The sequence below is a fragment of the Planococcus citreus genome, assembly GCF_003664125.1.
GTDB classification, from domain to species: Bacteria; Bacillota; Bacilli; order Bacillales_A; family Planococcaceae; genus Planococcus; species Planococcus citreus.
Genome location: NZ_RCCP01000001.1, coordinates 926,605 through 944,554, shown reverse-complemented (window position 1 = coordinate 944,554; position 17,950 = coordinate 926,605). Strand labels below are relative to the sequence as shown.

General features: G+C 50.6%; 15 protein-coding genes. All 15 read left to right on the top strand.

Annotated elements, in window-relative coordinates; translation table 11 throughout:
* The 15 genes from DFR62_RS04660 to DFR62_RS04590 all read left to right on the top strand — a co-directional run bounded on the left by DFR62_RS04660 (position 1) and on the right by DFR62_RS04590 (position 17,775).
* Entirely contained in the window at positions 1-1,137 is a 1,137-nt protein-coding gene (locus DFR62_RS04660; RefSeq protein WP_121298313.1) for an ABC transporter ATP-binding protein, read from the top strand.
* A 185-nt stretch (positions 1,138-1,322) separates the two neighbouring features.
* The gene (locus DFR62_RS04655; protein WP_121298311.1) at positions 1,323-2,960 is read left to right on the top strand and encodes a peptide ABC transporter substrate-binding protein; all 1,638 of its coding nucleotides are present in this window, start codon (positions 1,323-1,325) and stop codon (positions 2,958-2,960) included.
* A gap of 320 nt (positions 2,961-3,280) precedes the next feature.
* A complete protein-coding gene (locus tag DFR62_RS04650) occupies positions 3,281-4,204 on the top strand; it encodes a S66 peptidase family protein (protein WP_121298309.1) in 924 nt (307 codons plus the stop codon).
* A 1-nt stretch (position 4,205) separates the two neighbouring features.
* Positions 4,206-5,312 carry a mandelate racemase/muconate lactonizing enzyme family protein gene (locus DFR62_RS04645; protein ID WP_121298307.1) on the top strand — a complete coding sequence of 369 codons (1,107 nt, stop codon included), beginning with the start codon at positions 4,206-4,208 and terminating at the stop codon, positions 5,310-5,312.
* A gap of 1 nt (position 5,313) precedes the next feature.
* Positions 5,314-6,252, top strand: a complete 939-nt coding sequence (locus tag DFR62_RS04640; RefSeq protein WP_121298305.1) for a C40 family peptidase — start codon at positions 5,314-5,316, stop codon at positions 6,250-6,252.
* Positions 6,249-7,211: an ABC transporter ATP-binding protein gene (locus tag DFR62_RS04635; RefSeq protein WP_121298303.1), complete on the top strand. Its 963-nt coding sequence runs from the start codon at positions 6,249-6,251 to the stop codon at positions 7,209-7,211. Before DFR62_RS04640 ends, DFR62_RS04635 begins: the two co-directional genes overlap by 4 nt.
* A gap of 78 nt (positions 7,212-7,289) precedes the next feature.
* The gene (locus DFR62_RS04630) at positions 7,290-7,520 is read left to right on the top strand and encodes a DUF2187 family protein (protein WP_058382988.1); all 231 of its coding nucleotides are present in this window, start codon (positions 7,290-7,292) and stop codon (positions 7,518-7,520) included.
* A gap of 1,015 nt (positions 7,521-8,535) precedes the next feature.
* Positions 8,536-9,225 carry a hypothetical protein gene (locus DFR62_RS04625; RefSeq protein WP_244201651.1) on the top strand — a complete coding sequence of 230 codons (690 nt, stop codon included), beginning with the start codon at positions 8,536-8,538 and terminating at the stop codon, positions 9,223-9,225.
* Positions 9,222-10,529, top strand: a complete 1,308-nt coding sequence (locus DFR62_RS04620) for an efflux RND transporter periplasmic adaptor subunit (RefSeq protein ID WP_121298301.1) — start codon at positions 9,222-9,224, stop codon at positions 10,527-10,529. Before DFR62_RS04625 ends, DFR62_RS04620 begins: the two co-directional genes overlap by 4 nt.
* 179 nt (positions 10,530-10,708) lie before the next feature.
* Positions 10,709-10,981 carry a YhdT family protein gene (locus DFR62_RS04615; protein WP_121298299.1) on the top strand — a complete coding sequence of 91 codons (273 nt, stop codon included), beginning with the start codon at positions 10,709-10,711 and terminating at the stop codon, positions 10,979-10,981.
* Positions 10,978-12,453 (top strand): sodium/pantothenate symporter, encoded by a 1,476-nt coding sequence (gene panF, locus DFR62_RS04610; RefSeq protein WP_121298297.1) that lies wholly within the window; start codon positions 10,978-10,980, stop codon positions 12,451-12,453. The genes DFR62_RS04615 and panF overlap by 4 nt, the downstream gene beginning before the upstream one ends.
* Before the next feature lie 44 nt (positions 12,454-12,497).
* A complete protein-coding gene (locus DFR62_RS04605; protein ID WP_121298295.1) occupies positions 12,498-13,412 on the top strand; it encodes a DMT family transporter in 915 nt (304 codons plus the stop codon).
* Positions 13,413-13,453: 41 nt separating this feature from the next.
* Positions 13,454-15,067, top strand: coding sequence for a M20/M25/M40 family metallo-hydrolase (locus DFR62_RS04600; protein WP_121298293.1), 1,614 nt, complete (start codon positions 13,454-13,456; stop codon positions 15,065-15,067).
* 99 nt (positions 15,068-15,166) lie between these two features.
* Positions 15,167-16,258, top strand: a complete 1,092-nt coding sequence (locus DFR62_RS04595) for an amidohydrolase (RefSeq protein ID WP_121298291.1) — start codon at positions 15,167-15,169, stop codon at positions 16,256-16,258.
* Between the two features lie 95 nt (positions 16,259-16,353).
* The gene (locus tag DFR62_RS04590; protein ID WP_175578505.1) at positions 16,354-17,775 is read left to right on the top strand and encodes an alanine/glycine:cation symporter family protein; all 1,422 of its coding nucleotides are present in this window, start codon (positions 16,354-16,356) and stop codon (positions 17,773-17,775) included.
* Positions 17,776-17,950 lie beyond the last annotated feature (175 nt).

Genomic DNA, 17,950 nt, shown 5'->3' with positions numbered 1-17,950 from the left:
ATGACAGGAAAGCAGATAGCTGAAGAGTTGGCCCGTACCCGCTTGGAAGAAGGGGCGGATATTGACGCGGTCGACCATACCGGCAAACGCGGCAGGATTGTAAAGCCGAAAAAGCGCAAAACCGTCACAGATGAGCGCATTCTCTCCGTCCAGGATCTGCACGTGACCTTCAATACATACGGAGGAACCGTACAGGCTGTGCGCGGCGTCAATTTCGACTTGTATAAAGGAGAAACTTTGGCGATTGTCGGGGAATCGGGCTGCGGCAAATCAGTGACATCCAACGCCATCATGGGCTTGATCCAGCAACCGCCAGGCAAAATCAGTTCCAAAGGCGTTCATTTTAAAACACAGGATCTCACCAAATTATCGAAGAAAGAAATGCGCAAAATCCAAGGCGTTGACATCTCGATGATTTTCCAGGATCCGATGACCGCGCTCAACCCGACTTTAACAATCGGCGAGCAATTGACAGAAGGTGTCAAACAGCACAAGAACTTGAGCAAAGCGGAAGCGAAAGAGCGCGCTATCGACATGCTCAAGCTGGTCGGCATCCCGAACCCGGATGAGCGGCTCAAGCAATACCCTCACCAATTCTCAGGAGGCATGCGACAGCGTATCGTCATTGCAATCGCGTTGATTTGTGAGCCGGAATTATTGATTGCCGATGAACCGACGACTGCGCTCGATGTGACAATCCAAGCGCAGATCCTGGAACTATTCGAGGAAATCCAAGCGAAAACCGGCGTATCGATCATCTTGATCACGCACGACCTTGGCGTGGTCGCAAAAATCGCCGATCGCATCGCGGTCATGTACGCCGGTAAAGTGATTGAAACCGGCGACAAGCGCGAGATTTTCTACAATCCGCAACATCCCTACACGAAGGGCTTATTGACTTCCGTGCCACGGCTCGACTTGGCTGGCGGAGAGCTGAAACCGATCGATGGCACGCCGCCTGATCTGTTCGCTCCGCCGACCGGCTGCCCATTCGCTGCGCGCTGCCCGTTTTCGATGGACGTCTGCACGAATGTCTATCCAGAAGTGACGGCTTTATCCGAAACCCATAAAGTGGATTGCTGGCTGCAGGATCCAAGGGCTCAAAAATTGATCGATGAACAGGCTTTTGCAAGATAAATTTGGCTGGAGGCGCATTTGCGCATTCACATAAAGAGAAACTTCAATCAGTGGGGGGGGCTTATCCCACTGATTGTTAGTTGATCCAATCAGACTTTTAGGGACCGTGAATCTCCCGCTTGTAAAAGTGGGAGTCTTACGGACCGTTGAAGTGTGATAAAAAGAAAACACTAGGGGGAAAACACATGAAGAAATGGCTCGTATTGTTTCTGATGGCGATGTTCGTGTTCGTTCTCGCAGCTTGTACAGCAAGCGAAGACGCGGGAGAAGACACGAGCAGCGATTCAGGCGAAGAAGGGTCCGCTGATTCCGGCGGGGAGAAAACATTGTTTATGAATAACGGCGAAGAACCGACTTCATTCGATCCATCAATCGGCTTTAACGCTGTATCATGGGGCGCTTTGAACAATTTGATGGAAGGTTTGACACGCCTGGATGAATCGTCTCAACCGGTCGAAGCGACAGCTGAATCGATCGACGTCTCTGAAGATGGATTGACGTATACATTCAATATCCGTGAAGACGCCAATTGGTCAAACGGCGAACCGGTCACAGCCGGTGACTTCGTTTTCGCTTGGCAGCACATGCTAGACCCGGAAACAGCTTCTCCGGCAGCTTTCCTTGCTTACTTCATTGAAGGCGCTGAAGCGTATAACAACGGAGAAGGCGCTGTAGAAGACGTCGCGATTTCTGCAGAAGACGACAAGACTTTCGTCGTCAAATTGACGGAACCGACAGAAGCATTCTTGAACATCATCACTAACCCAAGCTTCTTCCCAATCCACGAAGCGACAGCTACAGAAAATCCGGACTGGCATACAGAAGCGGATAGCTTTGTCGGAAACGGGCCGTTCACATTGGCTTCATGGAGCCATGACGAAGATTTCGTTTTTGAAAAGAACGAAGAATATTGGGATGCTGAAAACGTAAAATTGGATAAAGTTCACTGGGCAATGGTCAACGACCCGAACACAGAATACCAAATGTACGAAGCGGGAGAACTGGACGTATCGAGCGTGCCAGCTGAAATGTCCGAGCAATTGCAGGATTCTCCTGAACTTGGCGTAATGGACCAAGCGGGTACTTATTTCTACCGTTACAATGTAGAAGAAGAGCCATTCACGAATAAAAAAGTCCGCCAAGCATTCGCTTATGCGGTGAACCAAGATGATATCGTCCAATATGTGACGAAAAACGGTGAAAAACCGGCATATGGCTTTGTTTCTTACGGATTTGAAGGACCGAACGGCCAGGAATTCCGCGACGAAGCGGGCGAATTGGTGAAATTTGACGCTGACAAAGCGAAGCAATTGCTTGAAGAAGGCATGGAAGAAGAAGGCTGGGATGAATTGCCGCCAGTGACGATTTCCTACTCAACAAGCGAATCACACCAAAACATTGCCGAAACATTGCAAGATCAGTTCAAGACCGCTTTGGGTGTAGACGTTGAACTTCAAAACGTCGAAGCGAGTGTCTTCTTGACAGAGCAAAAAGAATTCAAATACCAATTGTCACGCAGCTCATTCCTGCATGACTACGCTGACCCAGTCAACGCACTTGAAAGCTTCATCACGGATTCTTCCATGAACCGTACACAATGGTCCAACGAAGAATTCGATAAACTCATCGCTGAAGCAAAAGCAGAAACGGATTCAGAAGTTCGTTGGGAAAAACTCATCGAAGCAGAAAAAATCCTGATGGACGAAATGCCGATCTTCCCGATCCATTTCTATAACCAAGTCCAGCTGCAAAAAGAAGGCGTCGAAGGCATCCTCCGCCATCCGGTAGGGTATATCGACCTTAAAACAGCGGATAAAAACTAAAAGCTGAAGCGGCCGAGTCGAGGCTAAGCTAAGTGCGCGACGTCCTGTCGCAACGCTTAGCTGACCCGCTTCCGGCGGGCCCTCGACAGGCATAAGACGAATTCCCGAAGCGGCGCTTTTTGCCGCACAGGGAAATTGGCTTATGACCCGAGAGACAGGCCGCTGAAGCTGGATATGACTAAAAGCGATCACGCCCGTTCATCGATCGTAATCACCTGAAAAAACAGAAGCGCGGCCAGGCGCCGCGCTTTTCTGTTTTTCACTGAGGAAAACTGGTAGTTTTAATGAGTGAAGAACAGAAAACTAGAGGAGTGAGCAATATGCGCACAATGCCAAAACGATTGCAAAAAGGGGATACGGTGGGCATCATCTCGCCATCAAGCCCGCCAAACTTAGAGAACTTGAAAAAGGCTTTGCCTTTCTTAGAAGAATTAGGATTGAAAGTGAAAATGGGGAAATCCGTCGAAGCGAAAAACGGCTATCTTGCCGGAACGGATGACGAACGTTTGGCGGATTTGCATGCCATGTTCGAAGACCCGGAAGTGAAAGGCATCATTTGCGCAGGCGGAGGATATGGAGCCGCACGCTACGCAGACCGGATCGACTACGCGATGATCAAAGAAAACCCGAAGATTTTCTGGGGCTACTCAGATGTGACTTTTTTACATAATGCCATCGGAATGTATGCAGAATTGGTAACGTTCCACGGGCCGATGTTGGCATCGGATGTCGGAAAGCCGGAATTTCATGAGCGCAGCGGCCGCATGTTCGGACAGATGTTCCAGCCGTTCGAATTGCATTACGACGAAACCATCTCCGAGCTGGAAACTTTAGCAAGCGGCATGGCAGACGGAGAACTAGTAGGGGGCAACCTATCGTTGATTCGCGGGACGCTTGGGACAAAGTTTGAAATCGACACGAAAGACAAGATCTTGTTGATTGAAGACACAGGGGAAGAACCGTATCAAGTGGATGAAATGCTCAATCAGCTGAAACAAGCCCGCAAGTTCGAGCAAGTAGCCGGAATTGTTATCGGCGATTTCAAAAACGCTGAACCGAAAAAGCCCGAACAATCGTGGACACTCGCACAAGTGCTGGATGATTATTTTAAAGAGTTGGATGTGCCGGTCGTCAAAGGCTTCAAGATTGGCCATTGCGAACCGCATTTCTCCGTGCCGCTCGGCGTAAAAGCCCGTCTCGATGCTGATGCGAAAACCTTGACGATCCTGCCGGGGGTCGAGTGATATGCCGGTTTTAGCGTCTATCGAGACTTACCGGATAGCCGTTCCTTTAAAAAAGCCGTTCAAGACAGCGCTTCGGACCGTGGAAGCAGCTGAAGCGGTCATCGTTCATTTGACGACACAAGACGGCCGCTCCGGTTTCGGCGAAGCGCCGCCGACCCATGTCATTACGGGCGAAACCTTGGATAGCATCGAACGCGCTGTCCACTTGATTGGCGCGGGGTTAATCGGGATGGACGTGAGGCGCAGGGAACAGCTTTTCGAGAAGCTTCACAAGACGCTCGTCGGCAACACCAGTGCCAAAGCGGCGGTGGATATGGCGCTCTACGATTTGATCGCGCAGCAAGCCGGCATGCCCTTGACACAGTTTCTCGGCGGCTACCGCGAATCGATCGAGACCGATTACACGGTTTCGGTCAATGCTCCTGAAGAAATGGCGCAAGATGCAGCAGCCTATGAGCAGCAAGGATTTACGGTTCTGAAAGTCAAAGTCGGCATCGATACCCCTGAACAGGACCTGAAGCGAATCCAGGCCATCCGGAGGCGTGTCGGGAATACAGTCACACTGCGTTTAGACGCCAACCAAGGCTGGGATCCAAAATCGGCGGTGCGCATCATCAATCAGATGGAAGACGCCGGATTCAATATCGAATTGATCGAGCAGCCGGTTCGGGCACATGACATCGAAGGAATGAAATTCGTTACGGACAATACATTGACACCGATCATGGCGGACGAGAGCGTCTTTTCACCGGTGGACGCGAAACGCGTTTTGGAATTGCGCGCAGCAGACTTGATCAATATCAAATTGATGAAAGCGGGGGGCATCCACCGCGCAATGAAAATCAATGCACTGGCAGAGACTTTCGGCGTGCCTTGCATGACCGGCAGCATGATCGAAACGAAACTTGGCCTGTCCGCGGCTGCCCATTTCGCGGCGAGCCAGCCGAATGTGACGCGTTTTGATTTTGATGCGCCGCTTATGCTGAAAGAGGACCTTTTGCCAGGCGGTATCCAATACAGCGGCAAAGCCATCCGCTTTTCAGATAAGCCAGGGCTTGGCATCGATCGGGAGCGGTTCCTGGAAACTTTACGCGAACGGAGAGGATAACATGGCACAGACACAATCGACGACTTGGGTTTGCCGCGTTCCGGTGACAAGCGTCTGGACCCATCCCGAAAAAGTGCGGGAAGTGGATGCACACGGCGTTGCAGACACGCCGGACATCAATAAATGGCGTGAAGCGATGAACCAAAAGGAAACCAAGGACCTCACATTAAGCAATCGCCTTCAAACGCAGCTGCTTTACGGGGAGCCTGTTTTAATAGAAGAAATCGACGGCACGTGGGCGAAGATCATTGCCCTGTGGCAGCCGTCTCATAAAGACGAGCGCGGCTATCCGGGATGGCTGCCCCTAGCACATCTAAAAGAAATCGACTCAGTTGCGGATCGAAGCTACGCGCGTGTATCCGCTGATAAAGCGCAATTATGGACGCTAGACCGCCGACCGGTCGCACAGCTTCCATTCAATAGCTTGTTGCCGGTCAAAGATGCGAACGAAACGCGTGTCCATGTCCATACGCCGGATGGCGATGCATATATCGAAGCTAAGCATGTCCAGCTTGTCCCGGCGCCTGAACAGATTCCGCTCGGAAATGGCCAATCGATCGTAAATGAGGCAGAACGATTCTTGGGATTGCAGTATTTCTGGGGCGGCATGTCGAGCCTCGGCTATGACTGTTCCGGATTCTCCCATCATATGCTGAAAGCGAACGGCTATTACATATCACGTGATGCAGGAGACCAGTCTGTGGAAGGCGTGGAAATCGACCCTCTTGATTCTGCTGCTTGGCAAACAGGCGATCTCTTGTTCTTCGCTTACGATGAAGGGGTGGGGAAACTTCACCATGTCGGCATTTATTACGGCGATGGCATGATGATCCATTCGCCGACATCCGGCAAAGCCATTGAAATCACCCGTCTCGAAGGCACGGTCTATGACAAGGAATTATGTGCCGTCCGCAGATTTACACAGGAGGAAACAACATGACGAACGAAACTTTATTGTCTGTACAGGAACTCAAACGCCATTTCGATCTCGGCAAAGACACGACGTTAAAAGCGGTCGACGGCATTTCATTTGATATCAAGCGCGGCGAAACCTTTGGGCTCGTGGGAGAGTCGGGCTGCGGCAAATCGACGGCCGGCCGGACCATTATGGGCTTATACAGCTCGACCGACGGCAAAGTCGAATACGACGGCGTCGATATCCATAAAATGTCCGACAAGGATCGCTTCGATTATTTGCGCAATATGCAGATGATTTTCCAGGATCCTTACGCGTCGCTTAACCCGCGTTCGACCGTCTTTGAAATCATCGCGGAACCGATGCAAGTCCACGGGCTGTATAAGAATAAAAAGGAATTGCAGGCGCGCGTCCATCAATTGCTGGAAGATGTCGGATTGAACCGCGACCATGCCAACCGCTATCCGCACGAATTCTCGGGTGGGCAAAGACAGCGCATCGGCATCGCGCGGGCTTTGTCGCTCGACCCGGATTTCATCATTGCGGACGAACCGATCTCGGCACTCGACGTATCGGTCCAAGCGCAAGTCGTCATGCTCCTGCAGAAACTTCAGAAGGAAAAAGGGCTGACGTATTTGTTCATCGCCCATGACCTGAGCATGGTCAAATATATATCAGACCGCATCGGCGTTATGTACCTCGGGCATATGGTCGAACTGACGACGGCCGACCAGCTGTACGATAAGCCGCTTCATCCTTACACGGAAGCCTTGCTGTCCGCGATTCCGATCCCGGACCCCGACATCGAAGAAGCCCGTGAACGTGTCATTTTGGAAGGGGAACTGCCAAGCCCGATCGATCCACCGAGCGGCTGTGTGTTCCGGACACGATGCCCGCATGCGATGAGCATCTGTGCGGAGAAAAAGCCGGCGTGGCAGGAAAAAGAGCCCGGCCATTACGTCGCTTGTCATTTGTATGAGTAAGTGAAACAGGTGAAATAACCATAAATTTATGCTATAATAGATAGATAATGTTTTCATTATAGAGAGGCGTGGATAACTATGGCATTTCAACCCCATGAAAAAGAAGTATCTGAATTTGTAGCGGCCCGCAAAATCGGCGAATGGATTTCATTCACCCGCAATGGCGTCGACGTTAACGGAACCATCTTCAAAATTATGGACAACTCGGTGATCGTCGAGATCTCACCAGAAGACGCCAAGGAAATCGGCGCTGCTTCCAACATGACCGTAATTTCACATAAGAAATACAAGATTGTCGCAGATCAATAAACGAAACCTCCGCAACCGCGGAGGTTTTTTCATTTTGTGAAATTAAGTGAAGCTAGCGAGTGTTTGTATGTGGAAAAATTAGTGAGAGTTTAGGTGTGTAATCATTTCGATGTTCTAATTATTTTTCACATCAATAGTCGCCGCCTTGCTTTGGGTTGGCCTTTGGCAATAAGCCAGGAAGACCACCTGTCTTACTGCGTCGGCTCACCCTTGGCGCTGGGCGGCTGAGAGATTTCGGTGATTCTGGTGAGTTTCGTTAGATTTGCTTCTATAGTTAGTTGCCGTCTAGTGGGGGAATCGCTTCTCGAGTCTAGTGTGCAATGAGATAGAGAGGGTTTGCTTGTGAAATTGTTCCGATATTCTATTAAAGTGTCATCTGAGTAGTCGCCGCCTTGCTTTGGGTTGGCCTCCTGCAATAAGCCAGGAAGAGCACCTGTCTTATTGCGTCGGCTCACCCTTGACGCTCGGGGGCTGATAGATTTCGTTGATCAAGGTGTGTTTAGATAAAATTGCTTCTTTAGACAGTTGCCGGCTAGTTGGGGAATCGCTTCCCGAGATGCGGCATCTGATACACAAGTGTTTGAACTGAAAATCACACTCTCTTTGATCCAAATGATATGAGCTACAAAACATGATGCATTTCCACACTTTACTTTAAATGAGCTGAAGAAACGATCTTCCACTTTAAAACTAGAGACGGAGTGGAAGGGGGCTGACGCCTGTGGGATCGCGCGGGCTGGCGAGACAAACGTGCCACGCTCTTCGGCACGTTGGCTCAACACCCGCCCCACGGCAAGCAGCCCCCTGCAACGAAGTCGAAAAGCGGAAGCTTTTCCAATCACTTCTTTTTCATTACTTCACCCTTTCCCGATTTGAAATTCACCACAATCCTATGCCATTCGTCTCAAAGCCACCAAATATTGAAAATTGTGGCAGGGAATTCGTTTCAAAGCGTATGTTTTTTTGGTAAAGTAAAACTAAGCAGAACGCCATTTGCCTGAAAGGACTTAGACGCATGATATCTGATTTTAAATTTTGGCATTTCTTCCTGAACCAAGGCCAACTCATACATAATTTGCGACACACCGAAATGAGGCAAATCAATAAGCGCCTGGCCGTTATTCTGGTGCTTGGCTTGATCGTATTCGCCTTGCCTGAAATCTGGGGCATGAACACCGGATCGTTGACGCCGCTGCTTGCGGCAGGCATGTTCGACGGCTATACACTCGCGCGTTGGACTTCGCTTGTCGGCACCTTGCTGTGGGGCGGCTTGTATTTGAGCTTCCATCTATACATCGCCGCGTATCTATATGGCCGGATCATTGGCATCCCATGGAAGGCGATGATCGTCATGCAAGCTTACGTTACGGCATTGTTGGTGCTGGAAAAAGGCTTGATTTTCGGTATATTCGCCTGGAACGGCTACACGATGGCCTTTTCACCATTTTCATTCGGGCCGATCGCCGCGACGTTCCTGGAGAACAGCTATCTGATTTATTTCTTTAACCAATTGACCTTGTTTACATCATTGATTATTGCGATTCAATACCGCTTCATCAAAAACTTTTCGCGTGTATCGCCGAAAATCATCTTGCTTTCATTGATTGTTATTCATGTGATTTCGGCATTGATCGTCGCACTATTCAGCCAAATCCCAGTCGACGAAATGCTCCGTGACTTTATGCAAGGGGGGCCGATCCTATGAACCGCTTTTTCTTTATCGGCTTATCCATTGCCATCGTCGCTTTTTTGACCTCGAACTTCCTGTTGCTGTTCGGTGAAAAGAGCATCATTTCAAAAGAACTGTATGTCAGCGAATATGAACAGGCGTATACCCATACATATACTGAAACGTTGCCGAAAGAAGCCTTGACGGCGCCGCAGGATACGATGGAAATCTATGTCCAGGACCATGAAGCGCTTGAGCAATGGCTCGTCAAAGAAGGTGATGCTGTAACGGCAGGTGCTGAACTGGCACGTTTGAATGAAAGCGAATCGGAAGACCAGCGCGCCATTTGGCAATCGGAACAAAGTGCGCTTCAAGCAGAACGCAGTGAAGTCCAGTCTACGTTGCAGGAATTAACGCAGGCGCGCGCATCGCAAGACAGCAGCGTATCCGAAAACTCCAATAACAGCTCCAGCTATCCGGGGTTTGGCGAAGACATGGAACAGGAACTGCGCATGGATGTCAACGTCTCCGTCGGCGTGGAAGTGCCTGAAGACGGCTCGTATGCTTCAGGCATCGCGCAAGCCCAGCAACGTCTGGCAGCCATTGATTCTGAACTTGCGGTCGTGGAGGCGCAGCTCGCGCAAAGCCAGGAAAATCCGGCGCTCATCAGCCCGGTCGAAGGGACGGTCGCGAGCATCAACCGCGATACCGAACCGCTTAGCATCGAGATCTACAATAACGAACGGGAATTCGTCACGTATCTACTGGAAGATGAATGGCACGAAGTGGAACAAGCTGACCGCGTATTTATCCAGGCGCCAGGCATTGAAGGCGCGATTCCTGGAACGGTCCGCAGCGTTTCTGAAATCCCGGCTGAAGAATCCAAGTGGTTCGAAGCATATAGGGAGCTTGGCCGTATCGAACAAAACAACCCGATCGCCTTTTATGAAGTGCGCATCGCTCCTGAAACGCCTATGCAGGACACGATGCCTTATGGCAGCAACGTCAACGCAGAAATTACCTTGGATGAAGCACAAGATGCGATTGCCTTGCGCGACGGCTGGGTTTACGACGACGACAACACGACGGGCACTGCCTATACCTTGAACATTGACGGCCGCCCGAATGCCGTTCCTGTCGAGATCGCCTTCACCCAACAAGGCCGTGTCGTTCTTGCGAGCGGCATGGAAGCAGGGAATATTACCATCAATGAAGAACAGCTTCACGATTATCCGGGACGGCCGAAGCTCTTCATGCCGTTTCCAATCCGCACGCCGGACTTTAATTATGCGAAGAATACAGAATGGCGCGCCTATATTGAATATTTATTGGCACGCTAAGCAAAACCTCCGGGGATTTCCGGAGGTTTTTTTGGTGGCAATGGAATTGGGAAAGCGCGAAAATTTGCTGTATAAACAGGCGCAGCGAAAGCGCCGGCGAAACTTGCGCTTAATTTACGGCCGCCATTGGTGTACGATAGACACAACACATTACAGCCATTGATCGGAGTGGGGTATCCATGAAAGAAACAGATTGGCGCTTCCGCGTCGCGCACCGGGAAGCCTGGATCGGCCTCGGCCTTGCGCTCTTCAACTTCATCTGGTGGTTCGCTTTCGCCTACGGGCTCGGCAATCGCCCGGTCGAAGAATACACGTACATATTCGGCTTGCCGGATTGGTTTTTCTACAGTTGCATCGTCGGCTTTTTGGTCATGGTCGTGCTCGTCACGGTCGTCGTCAAGTTTTTCTTCGTCGATGTTCCATTTGACGAAGAACAGGAGGAAGGCCGATGAACTATTCAGTCCTCATTCCCATGATTGTCTTTTTAATCATCATCTTTTTCATCGGCTATTGGTCGAGCAAGAAGCTCGCCGGCTCCTCGAACTTTATCAGTGATTATTTCCTCGGGGGCCGCGAGCTTGGCGGTTTTGTCCTGGCGATGACCATGGTTGCGACATACGGCAGCGCCTCGAGTTTCCTTGGCGGGCCTGGGACCGCCTATACGATGGGCTTCGGCTGGGTGTTGCTCGCGATGACGCAAGTAGTCACTGGTTATTTCGTCTTGATGATTCTCGGGAAAAAATACGCCATCATGGCCCGTCGTTATAACGCGGTGACGATGATCGATTTTCTGAAAGCCCGTTACAATAGCACAGCCGTTGTTTTATTATCGGCGCTTAGCATTATCATCTTCCTGTTTTCCGCGATGGCAGCACAGTGGATCGGAGGCGCGCGGCTCATCGAGTCGTTAACGGGTCTCAGCTATCAATCGGCATTGTTCTTGTTTGCCATCAGCGTTCTCGTTTACGTGACAATCGGCGGCTTTCGGGCTGTCGCCTTGACCGACGCGGTGCAAGGGGCGGTCATGCTCATCGGTACGCTGATCCTGTTGATCGCCGTCATCATTTCAGGTGGCGGGATCTCGAACATCATGCAGGATTTGATCAATGAAAACCCGAATTTGGTCACGCCGTACGGGGCGGAAGGCAATCTAAGCGCCGCGTACGTGTCATCGTTCTGGATTCTCGTCGGTGTCGGTGTCGTTGGATTGCCGCAAATCGCGGTGCGTGCGATGTCCTATAAAAATGCGCGATCGATGCACCGCGCGCTCATCATCGGCACGATCGTCACCGGCTTCATTATGCTCAATATGCATTTGATCGGCGTGTTCGCCCGTCCAATCCTTCCCGGCATCGATGTTGGGGACAAAGTCATTCCACTTATCGCGCTGGAGACTTTGCCGCCTTGGGTTGCGGGCATCGTCCTGGCAGCTCCGATGGCGGCAATCATGTCGACGGTCGATTCACTGCTGTTGCTCGTCAGCTCGTCGATTGTCAAAGACGTCTATTTGAATTACGTTAAACCGGATGCAAGCCTGAAAACCATCAAACGCATGTCGTTCGGGGTCACGGGGATTCTCGGCGTGATTGTCTTCTTGCTGGCTCTCGACCCGCCTGATTTGCTGATTTTCTTGAATTTATTCGCGTTCGGCGGTCTGGAAGCGGCGTTCATCTGGCCGATTGTTCTCGGGCTTTACTGGAAATGGGGAAATAAATACGGGGCGATTGCGAGTATGGGGACAGGGATTGCGAGCTATATTGCACTTCATTTCTACAACATCGCAAACGGCAATTTGTTCGGCGTCCATACCGTCACCTTGCCGGTCGTTCTGTCACTCATCGCCTTTATCGCCTTCAGTTTGCTGATCAAGCGTCAGGCATATGATTACAACGCCATTCTATACAGAAACGAAAAACAAGCGTAAAATAAAGGGCTATATCTGGAATAAGGGAAAGAAGGGCTGCACTTTTGACTCCATGGAAAGTTTACGGCATCTTAACATCGGTGATGGTCGTGTGGGGATTCAACCTCGCAGCGGTCAAGTATTTATTGGAATTTGTCGATCCGGTCACGCTGACGGCGTTTCGGATCTTGCTGGCAGGCGTGACCGTGCTGATCATTTTGGCATCGCTCGGCATGATGCGCTGGCCAAAGCGCAGCGATTGGAAATACATATTGTTAGGAGCTTTGCTCAACGTAGTGGCGCACCATTATTTCCTGTCTCAAGGGTTGGCGATTACTTCCGGAACGAACGCTGGGTTGATTCTCGGGACCGGGCCGATGCTGACGGCGGTTCTCGTATCGCTGATCATGCGTAATGTGCCATCTAGGCTGCAATGGCTCGGGGTGTTCATCGGTTTTGCCGGCGTCGCCACGACAGTAATGGTCGGGAGCGACTCGGCATCGGGCTTGAGTCTAGGCGATATATTGGTCTTCATCTCCATTTTGGCACAGGTCTTCAGTTATATTGTCATAGCAAATGCAGCGCGTTCACTGGATCCGCGTCTGTTGACGGGATACATGCTCGTGACGGGGGCGATCGTGTTGTTCATCATCGCGCTCATCCAGGAGCCGGGAGAAATTGCGGCATTCGCGGCAGTTCCATCGTCGTTCTGGCTGGCGTTCTTCTTTTCGGGAATGCTTGGTACAGCGGTCGGGCATATGCTTTACAATTACTCGATTGGCCAGGCAGGACCGACGAAAGCGGCAATTTTCATGAACCTGAATACGCTGTTCTCGCTCGTGGCGGCAAGCCTCATTCTCGGTGAAACGATTACGCCGGGTCATTTGATCGGCCTCGTGCTCATTGTGATCGGCGTGATATTCGGCTCAGGGGCAGCGGAGGATTTGCTTCGGAAACGCAGGAAACGGCTCCCCGTATGAGCCGTTTTTTCTATAGTGGAATAGCGAAAGGAGAATAATGCATGACAGGTTTATGGGGAACACCCGAACAATTACGCCAGCTGACGGAACAATTGGTGGGCTGGGAATCACAAGGATTGACAGAAGGGGAAGTGAAATTCCCAGAACGATTAAAAGCCAAATTAATGGAAATGGAATACTTCCGCCACCACCCGGAACTCGTATCAATGGGCGAAGTCAATTGGGAACGCCGGTATTTGACAGCTTTGTATAAGCATGAAAAAGCCACTCGGACCGTCGTGCTGCTCAGCCATTTCGATACGGTTGCCGTGCACGAATACGGGGATTTGGCGCCGCTCGCCTATCAGCCGGCAGAACTGGAGAAAGCATTCCAAAAAATCAAAAGCGAATTCAAGCCGGAGATGCAGGAAGATCTCGCATCCGGTGATTATTTATTCGGCCGCGGCATCATGGACATGAAGTCGGGGCTGGCAATCCATATGGCATTGATCGAACGGGCAAGCCTTGAAAATTGGCCGGTCAATATTGTGCTCATGTCGGTGCCGGATGAGGAAGTCAACTCGGCAGGCATGCGTTACGGCGTGTCAAAGCTGCTCGATCTCGAACGCCAACATGGCTTGGAATATGTATTGTTTTTGAACGGCGAGCCGGTGTTCGCGAAATCGCCCGGCGATGAATCCCAATACATTTATACCGGATCGATTGGAAAAATCATGCCTAGCGCATTATTCTATGGAAAAGAAACGCATGCAGGCGAGCCGCTTGCCGGCATGACTTCAAGCTATCTGTCGACGTATTTGACGCGGAAAATGGAATGGAATCCAGCATTTTCCGAGACCGTGCATGGGGAAGAGACGCCGCTTCCGGTAACCTTGACGCAAGGGGATATGAAAGAAGAGTATTCGGTGCAGACGCCTTACCGGACAAAATCGCTCTACAACGTCTTCACCATGGAAAGAAACGCGGAAGACGTTATGGATATTTTTGAGGGCTTGGCAAAGGCATCCGCTGCGGAATGTATGGAAGATTATCGTGCATTATGCGAAAAAGTCGGCATGGAACCGCGGTTCGATGATATCCGTGTCCTCCGTTACGAAGAATTGGTGGACTACGCTGAAGAGAAATTCGGGATTGATTACATCAATCAATTGATTCATGACACGTTGATGGACCCTGAACGCGACGTCCGAGATAAGTCATTCCATATCGCTGACATCTTGCTGCTCAATTGCCAGGAATTGACGCCAGGCATTGTCTTGTTATTTGCGCCGCCTTATTATCCAGCGGTCAATTCAAGCGAAGACCCGTTTATCGAGGAATGTGTGGCACATGTTACACGCGATGCACTCGAACGCTTTGATTTGGAGCTTGAGCAAGTGCATTTCTTCAACGGCATTTCGGACCTCAGCTACGTCAATTACCAGGACACATCAAGCGGATGGGTCAGCTATGAGAACAACACGCCGGTTTACGGCGATCCATACAGCATCCCGTTCCAGGCAATGCAGCAGCTCAAAGCGCCGGTCCTGAACATCGGGCCTTTCGGCAAGGACCCGCATAAACGAACCGAACGGCTCCATATCAAAAATGCATTCGAAGAAATACCGGAAATCATCGCAAGCTTGATTTTGCACATTGGAGAACAAGGGGATTGATATCGTAGAATGAAACAGCTTTTCACAATCCGGTTTGTTTTGAATTGAGAAGACAGGTACAATTCAAAAAGATGAAAAATTTAAAGGAGCGAATCTTTTATGGAGTTCAAGCAGCAGACCGAAACGTATTTTGATCATTTTCATGCGCATCCTGAAGTCAGCTTCAAAGAAGTCGAAACGACGAAGAAACTCGCGCAGATCATGGAAGAGCTAGGGGTAGAATACCGGACATTCGATGATGTCACCGGCTTGTTCGCGGAAATCGGCGAAGGCGAGGAAGTGATTGCAGTCCGTGCGGATATCGATGCCTTATGGCAGGAAGTGAATGGCAAAGTGCAAGCCAACCATTCCTGCGGCCATGACGCCAATATGTCGATGGTGCTCGGAGCGCTTTTGCGTTTGAAAGATGAATCCTTGAACAAGCGCATCCGCTTTATTTTTCAGCCGGCTGAAGAGCAGGGCAACGGTTCGCTTGCGATGATTGAGCGCGGCGCTTTAGAAGGGGTGACGCATCTATTCGGCGTCCATTTGCGCCCACAAGAAGAGCTGCCGTTCGGCAAGGTGACGCCAGCTCTTCATCACGGGTCCGGGATTTTCCTGAAAGGCAAGATTACCGGCGAAGATGCACACGGTGCGCGGCCGCATCAAGGTAAAAATGCCATCGATGTCATCGCGGCCATCCATCAATTCGTGAAAACGATCTATTTCTCGCCGTTCGAATCCTATTCAGCCAAGCTGACGAATATTCAGACCGGTGGGGAAAGCTTGAACATTATTCCGGGAAGTGCGACGTTCGCACTCGATGTGCGTTCGCAGTCGAATGCTTTGATGGACACAATGAAAGTTCGCCTCGAAGAAGGTTTGCGGGCGATCGCCGTGCTTCACGGCGTCGAAATCGATTTGAAATGGGACGACTACACGCCCGCTGCCGAAGTGTCGGACGAGGCGATGGAGATTGCCTCCCAGGCGATTCGCAATGTGCTCGGAGACGAGGCATTTGCTGAAGCGATCCAGACAACGGGGGCGGACGATTTCCATTTCTACACGATTAAACAGCCCGGGTTGAAAGCGGCGATGGTCGGAATCGGTGCTGATTTAACGCCGGGACTGCATCATCCAGATATGAAATTTAACCGGGAAGCTCTTGATGTCGGCGCACGCGTTTTAGCGGAAACTTTACGCCTTGCTTAAAGCATGCCTGTGACGTGCCTGGAATAGTTTCCCGGCAGGTCATTTAGGGTATGGAACAACTGCTGATACTAAAGAAATTTAAAGGGGTCATCGAGATGGATGCAATATTGAACGGGTTGACGTGGATCGTCGACGAAGGCAATAACTTATTATGGACATACATATTGATTGGGCTTTTGCTCGGTCTTGGTTTATATTTCACTATCCGCACACGCTTCGTGCAAGTGCGCTTGTTTGGGGAAATGTTCCGCGTCATTACGGAAAAGAAAGACGGAACGGGCGGGATTTCCGCATTCCAGGCATTCACGATTTCGACCGCATCCCGCGTCGGAACCGGCAATATCACAGGCGTCGCTTTGGCCATTGCCATTGGCGGCCCGGGTGCTGTTTTTTGGATGTGGGTCGTAGCTTTGATCGGCATGGCGACAGCCTTCATCGAAAGTACGCTTGCTCAAGTCTACAAGATCAAAGACGGTGAGCAATTCCGCGGAGGTCCTGCGTATTATATGGAAAAAGCACTTGGCACGCGCAAATTGGGCATCGTATTTGCCATTCTCTTGACGCTCGCATTCGGCTTTATTTTTAACTCGGTGCAATCGAATACGATTGCCCAATCAGTCAGCGATGTATTGGACATCCCGAACTGGGTCGTCGGCGCAAGCTTAGTCGTTTTGTCCGCCATCGTCATTTTCGGCGGAGTACGCCGGATCGCGCATGTCACGCAAATTGTCGTACCTGTCATGGCAGTTGCTTATTTGGTTGTCGTCGCTTACATATCCATACTTAATTTTACGGAAATTCCGGCGGTCTTCACCTTAATCATCCAAAATGCGTTTGGTCTTGAAGAGGTGGTCGGCGGCGGTATCGGTGCGGCGATCATGCAGGGGATACGCCGAGGTCTTTTCTCGAACGAAGCCGGTATGGGTTCGGTCCCGAATGCTGCTGCTTCCGCCAACGTATCGCATCCCGCAAAACAAGGGCTCGTCCAAAGCCTTGGGGTGTTCTTCGATACAATCATCATTTGTTCGGCGACGGCGTTCGTCATCATTCTCGCGGATCTGTACCGTACAAGTGAACAGGAAGGCATTTTGTTGACCCAAAGTTCACTTGAAATGCATGTAGGAGCATGGGCGCCGTATTTCCTGGCGATCGCTATCACGTTCTTCGCTTTCAGCTCAATCGTCGGGAACTATTATTACGGCGAGACGAATATCGAATTCATCAATGCCCATAGCTTGTGGTTGACCGCTTACCGCTTCGGTGTACTTGCGATGGTCATGTTCGGGTCGATCGCACAAGTGCAGCTTGTCTGGAACATGGCCGACCTGTTCATGGGCATGATGGCCGTCATCAACTTGGTGGTCATCGCATTACTCGGCAAGATCGCGTTCCGCGTTCTCGACGACTATATGGGACAAAGAAAAGCCGGCAAGAATCCGGTGTTCTATGCGAAAAATTTGCCTGGCCTGAAAAACACGGAATGCTGGGGAGAAGAAGCACATCGTCACGACGAATAACTTCTGGCCTCTTCCGCATTTGCGGAAGAGGTTTTTCTTCGGGAACCCATTAAGCCATCGGGCGTCCTGTAACGAAACCGTAATGAAAAATACACCAAAACGATTTCTGCCCAAGGCTTTGCTATGGTAGAATGAACTATTGATATTAGCAAAAATTATTGATATACAATCTCGC

What these genes read in the sequence shown, in the direction of transcription:
- DFR62_RS04660 (WP_121298313.1), top strand. Translation starts at nt 1, where the DNA reads ATGACAGGAAAGCAGATAGCTGAAGAGTTGGCCCGTACCCGCTTGGAA.
- DFR62_RS04655 (WP_121298311.1), top strand. Translation starts at nt 1,323, where the DNA reads ATGAAGAAATGGCTCGTATTGTTTCTGATGGCGATGTTCGTGTTCGTT.
- DFR62_RS04650 (WP_121298309.1), top strand. Translation starts at nt 3,281, where the DNA reads ATGCGCACAATGCCAAAACGATTGCAAAAAGGGGATACGGTGGGCATC.
- DFR62_RS04645 (WP_121298307.1), top strand. Translation starts at nt 4,206, where the DNA reads ATGCCGGTTTTAGCGTCTATCGAGACTTACCGGATAGCCGTTCCTTTA.
- DFR62_RS04640 (WP_121298305.1), top strand. Translation starts at nt 5,314, where the DNA reads ATGGCACAGACACAATCGACGACTTGGGTTTGCCGCGTTCCGGTGACA.
- DFR62_RS04635 (WP_121298303.1), top strand. Translation starts at nt 6,249, where the DNA reads ATGACGAACGAAACTTTATTGTCTGTACAGGAACTCAAACGCCATTTC.
- DFR62_RS04630 (WP_058382988.1), top strand. Translation starts at nt 7,290, where the DNA reads ATGGCATTTCAACCCCATGAAAAAGAAGTATCTGAATTTGTAGCGGCC.
- DFR62_RS04625 (WP_244201651.1), top strand. Translation starts at nt 8,536, where the DNA reads ATGATATCTGATTTTAAATTTTGGCATTTCTTCCTGAACCAAGGCCAA.
- DFR62_RS04620 (WP_121298301.1), top strand. Translation starts at nt 9,222, where the DNA reads ATGAACCGCTTTTTCTTTATCGGCTTATCCATTGCCATCGTCGCTTTT.
- DFR62_RS04615 (WP_121298299.1), top strand. Translation starts at nt 10,709, where the DNA reads ATGAAAGAAACAGATTGGCGCTTCCGCGTCGCGCACCGGGAAGCCTGG.
- panF (WP_121298297.1), top strand. Translation starts at nt 10,978, where the DNA reads ATGAACTATTCAGTCCTCATTCCCATGATTGTCTTTTTAATCATCATC.
- DFR62_RS04600 (WP_121298293.1), top strand. Translation starts at nt 13,454, where the DNA reads ATGACAGGTTTATGGGGAACACCCGAACAATTACGCCAGCTGACGGAA.
- DFR62_RS04595 (WP_121298291.1), top strand. Translation starts at nt 15,167, where the DNA reads ATGGAGTTCAAGCAGCAGACCGAAACGTATTTTGATCATTTTCATGCG.
- DFR62_RS04590 (WP_175578505.1), top strand. Translation starts at nt 16,354, where the DNA reads ATGGATGCAATATTGAACGGGTTGACGTGGATCGTCGACGAAGGCAAT.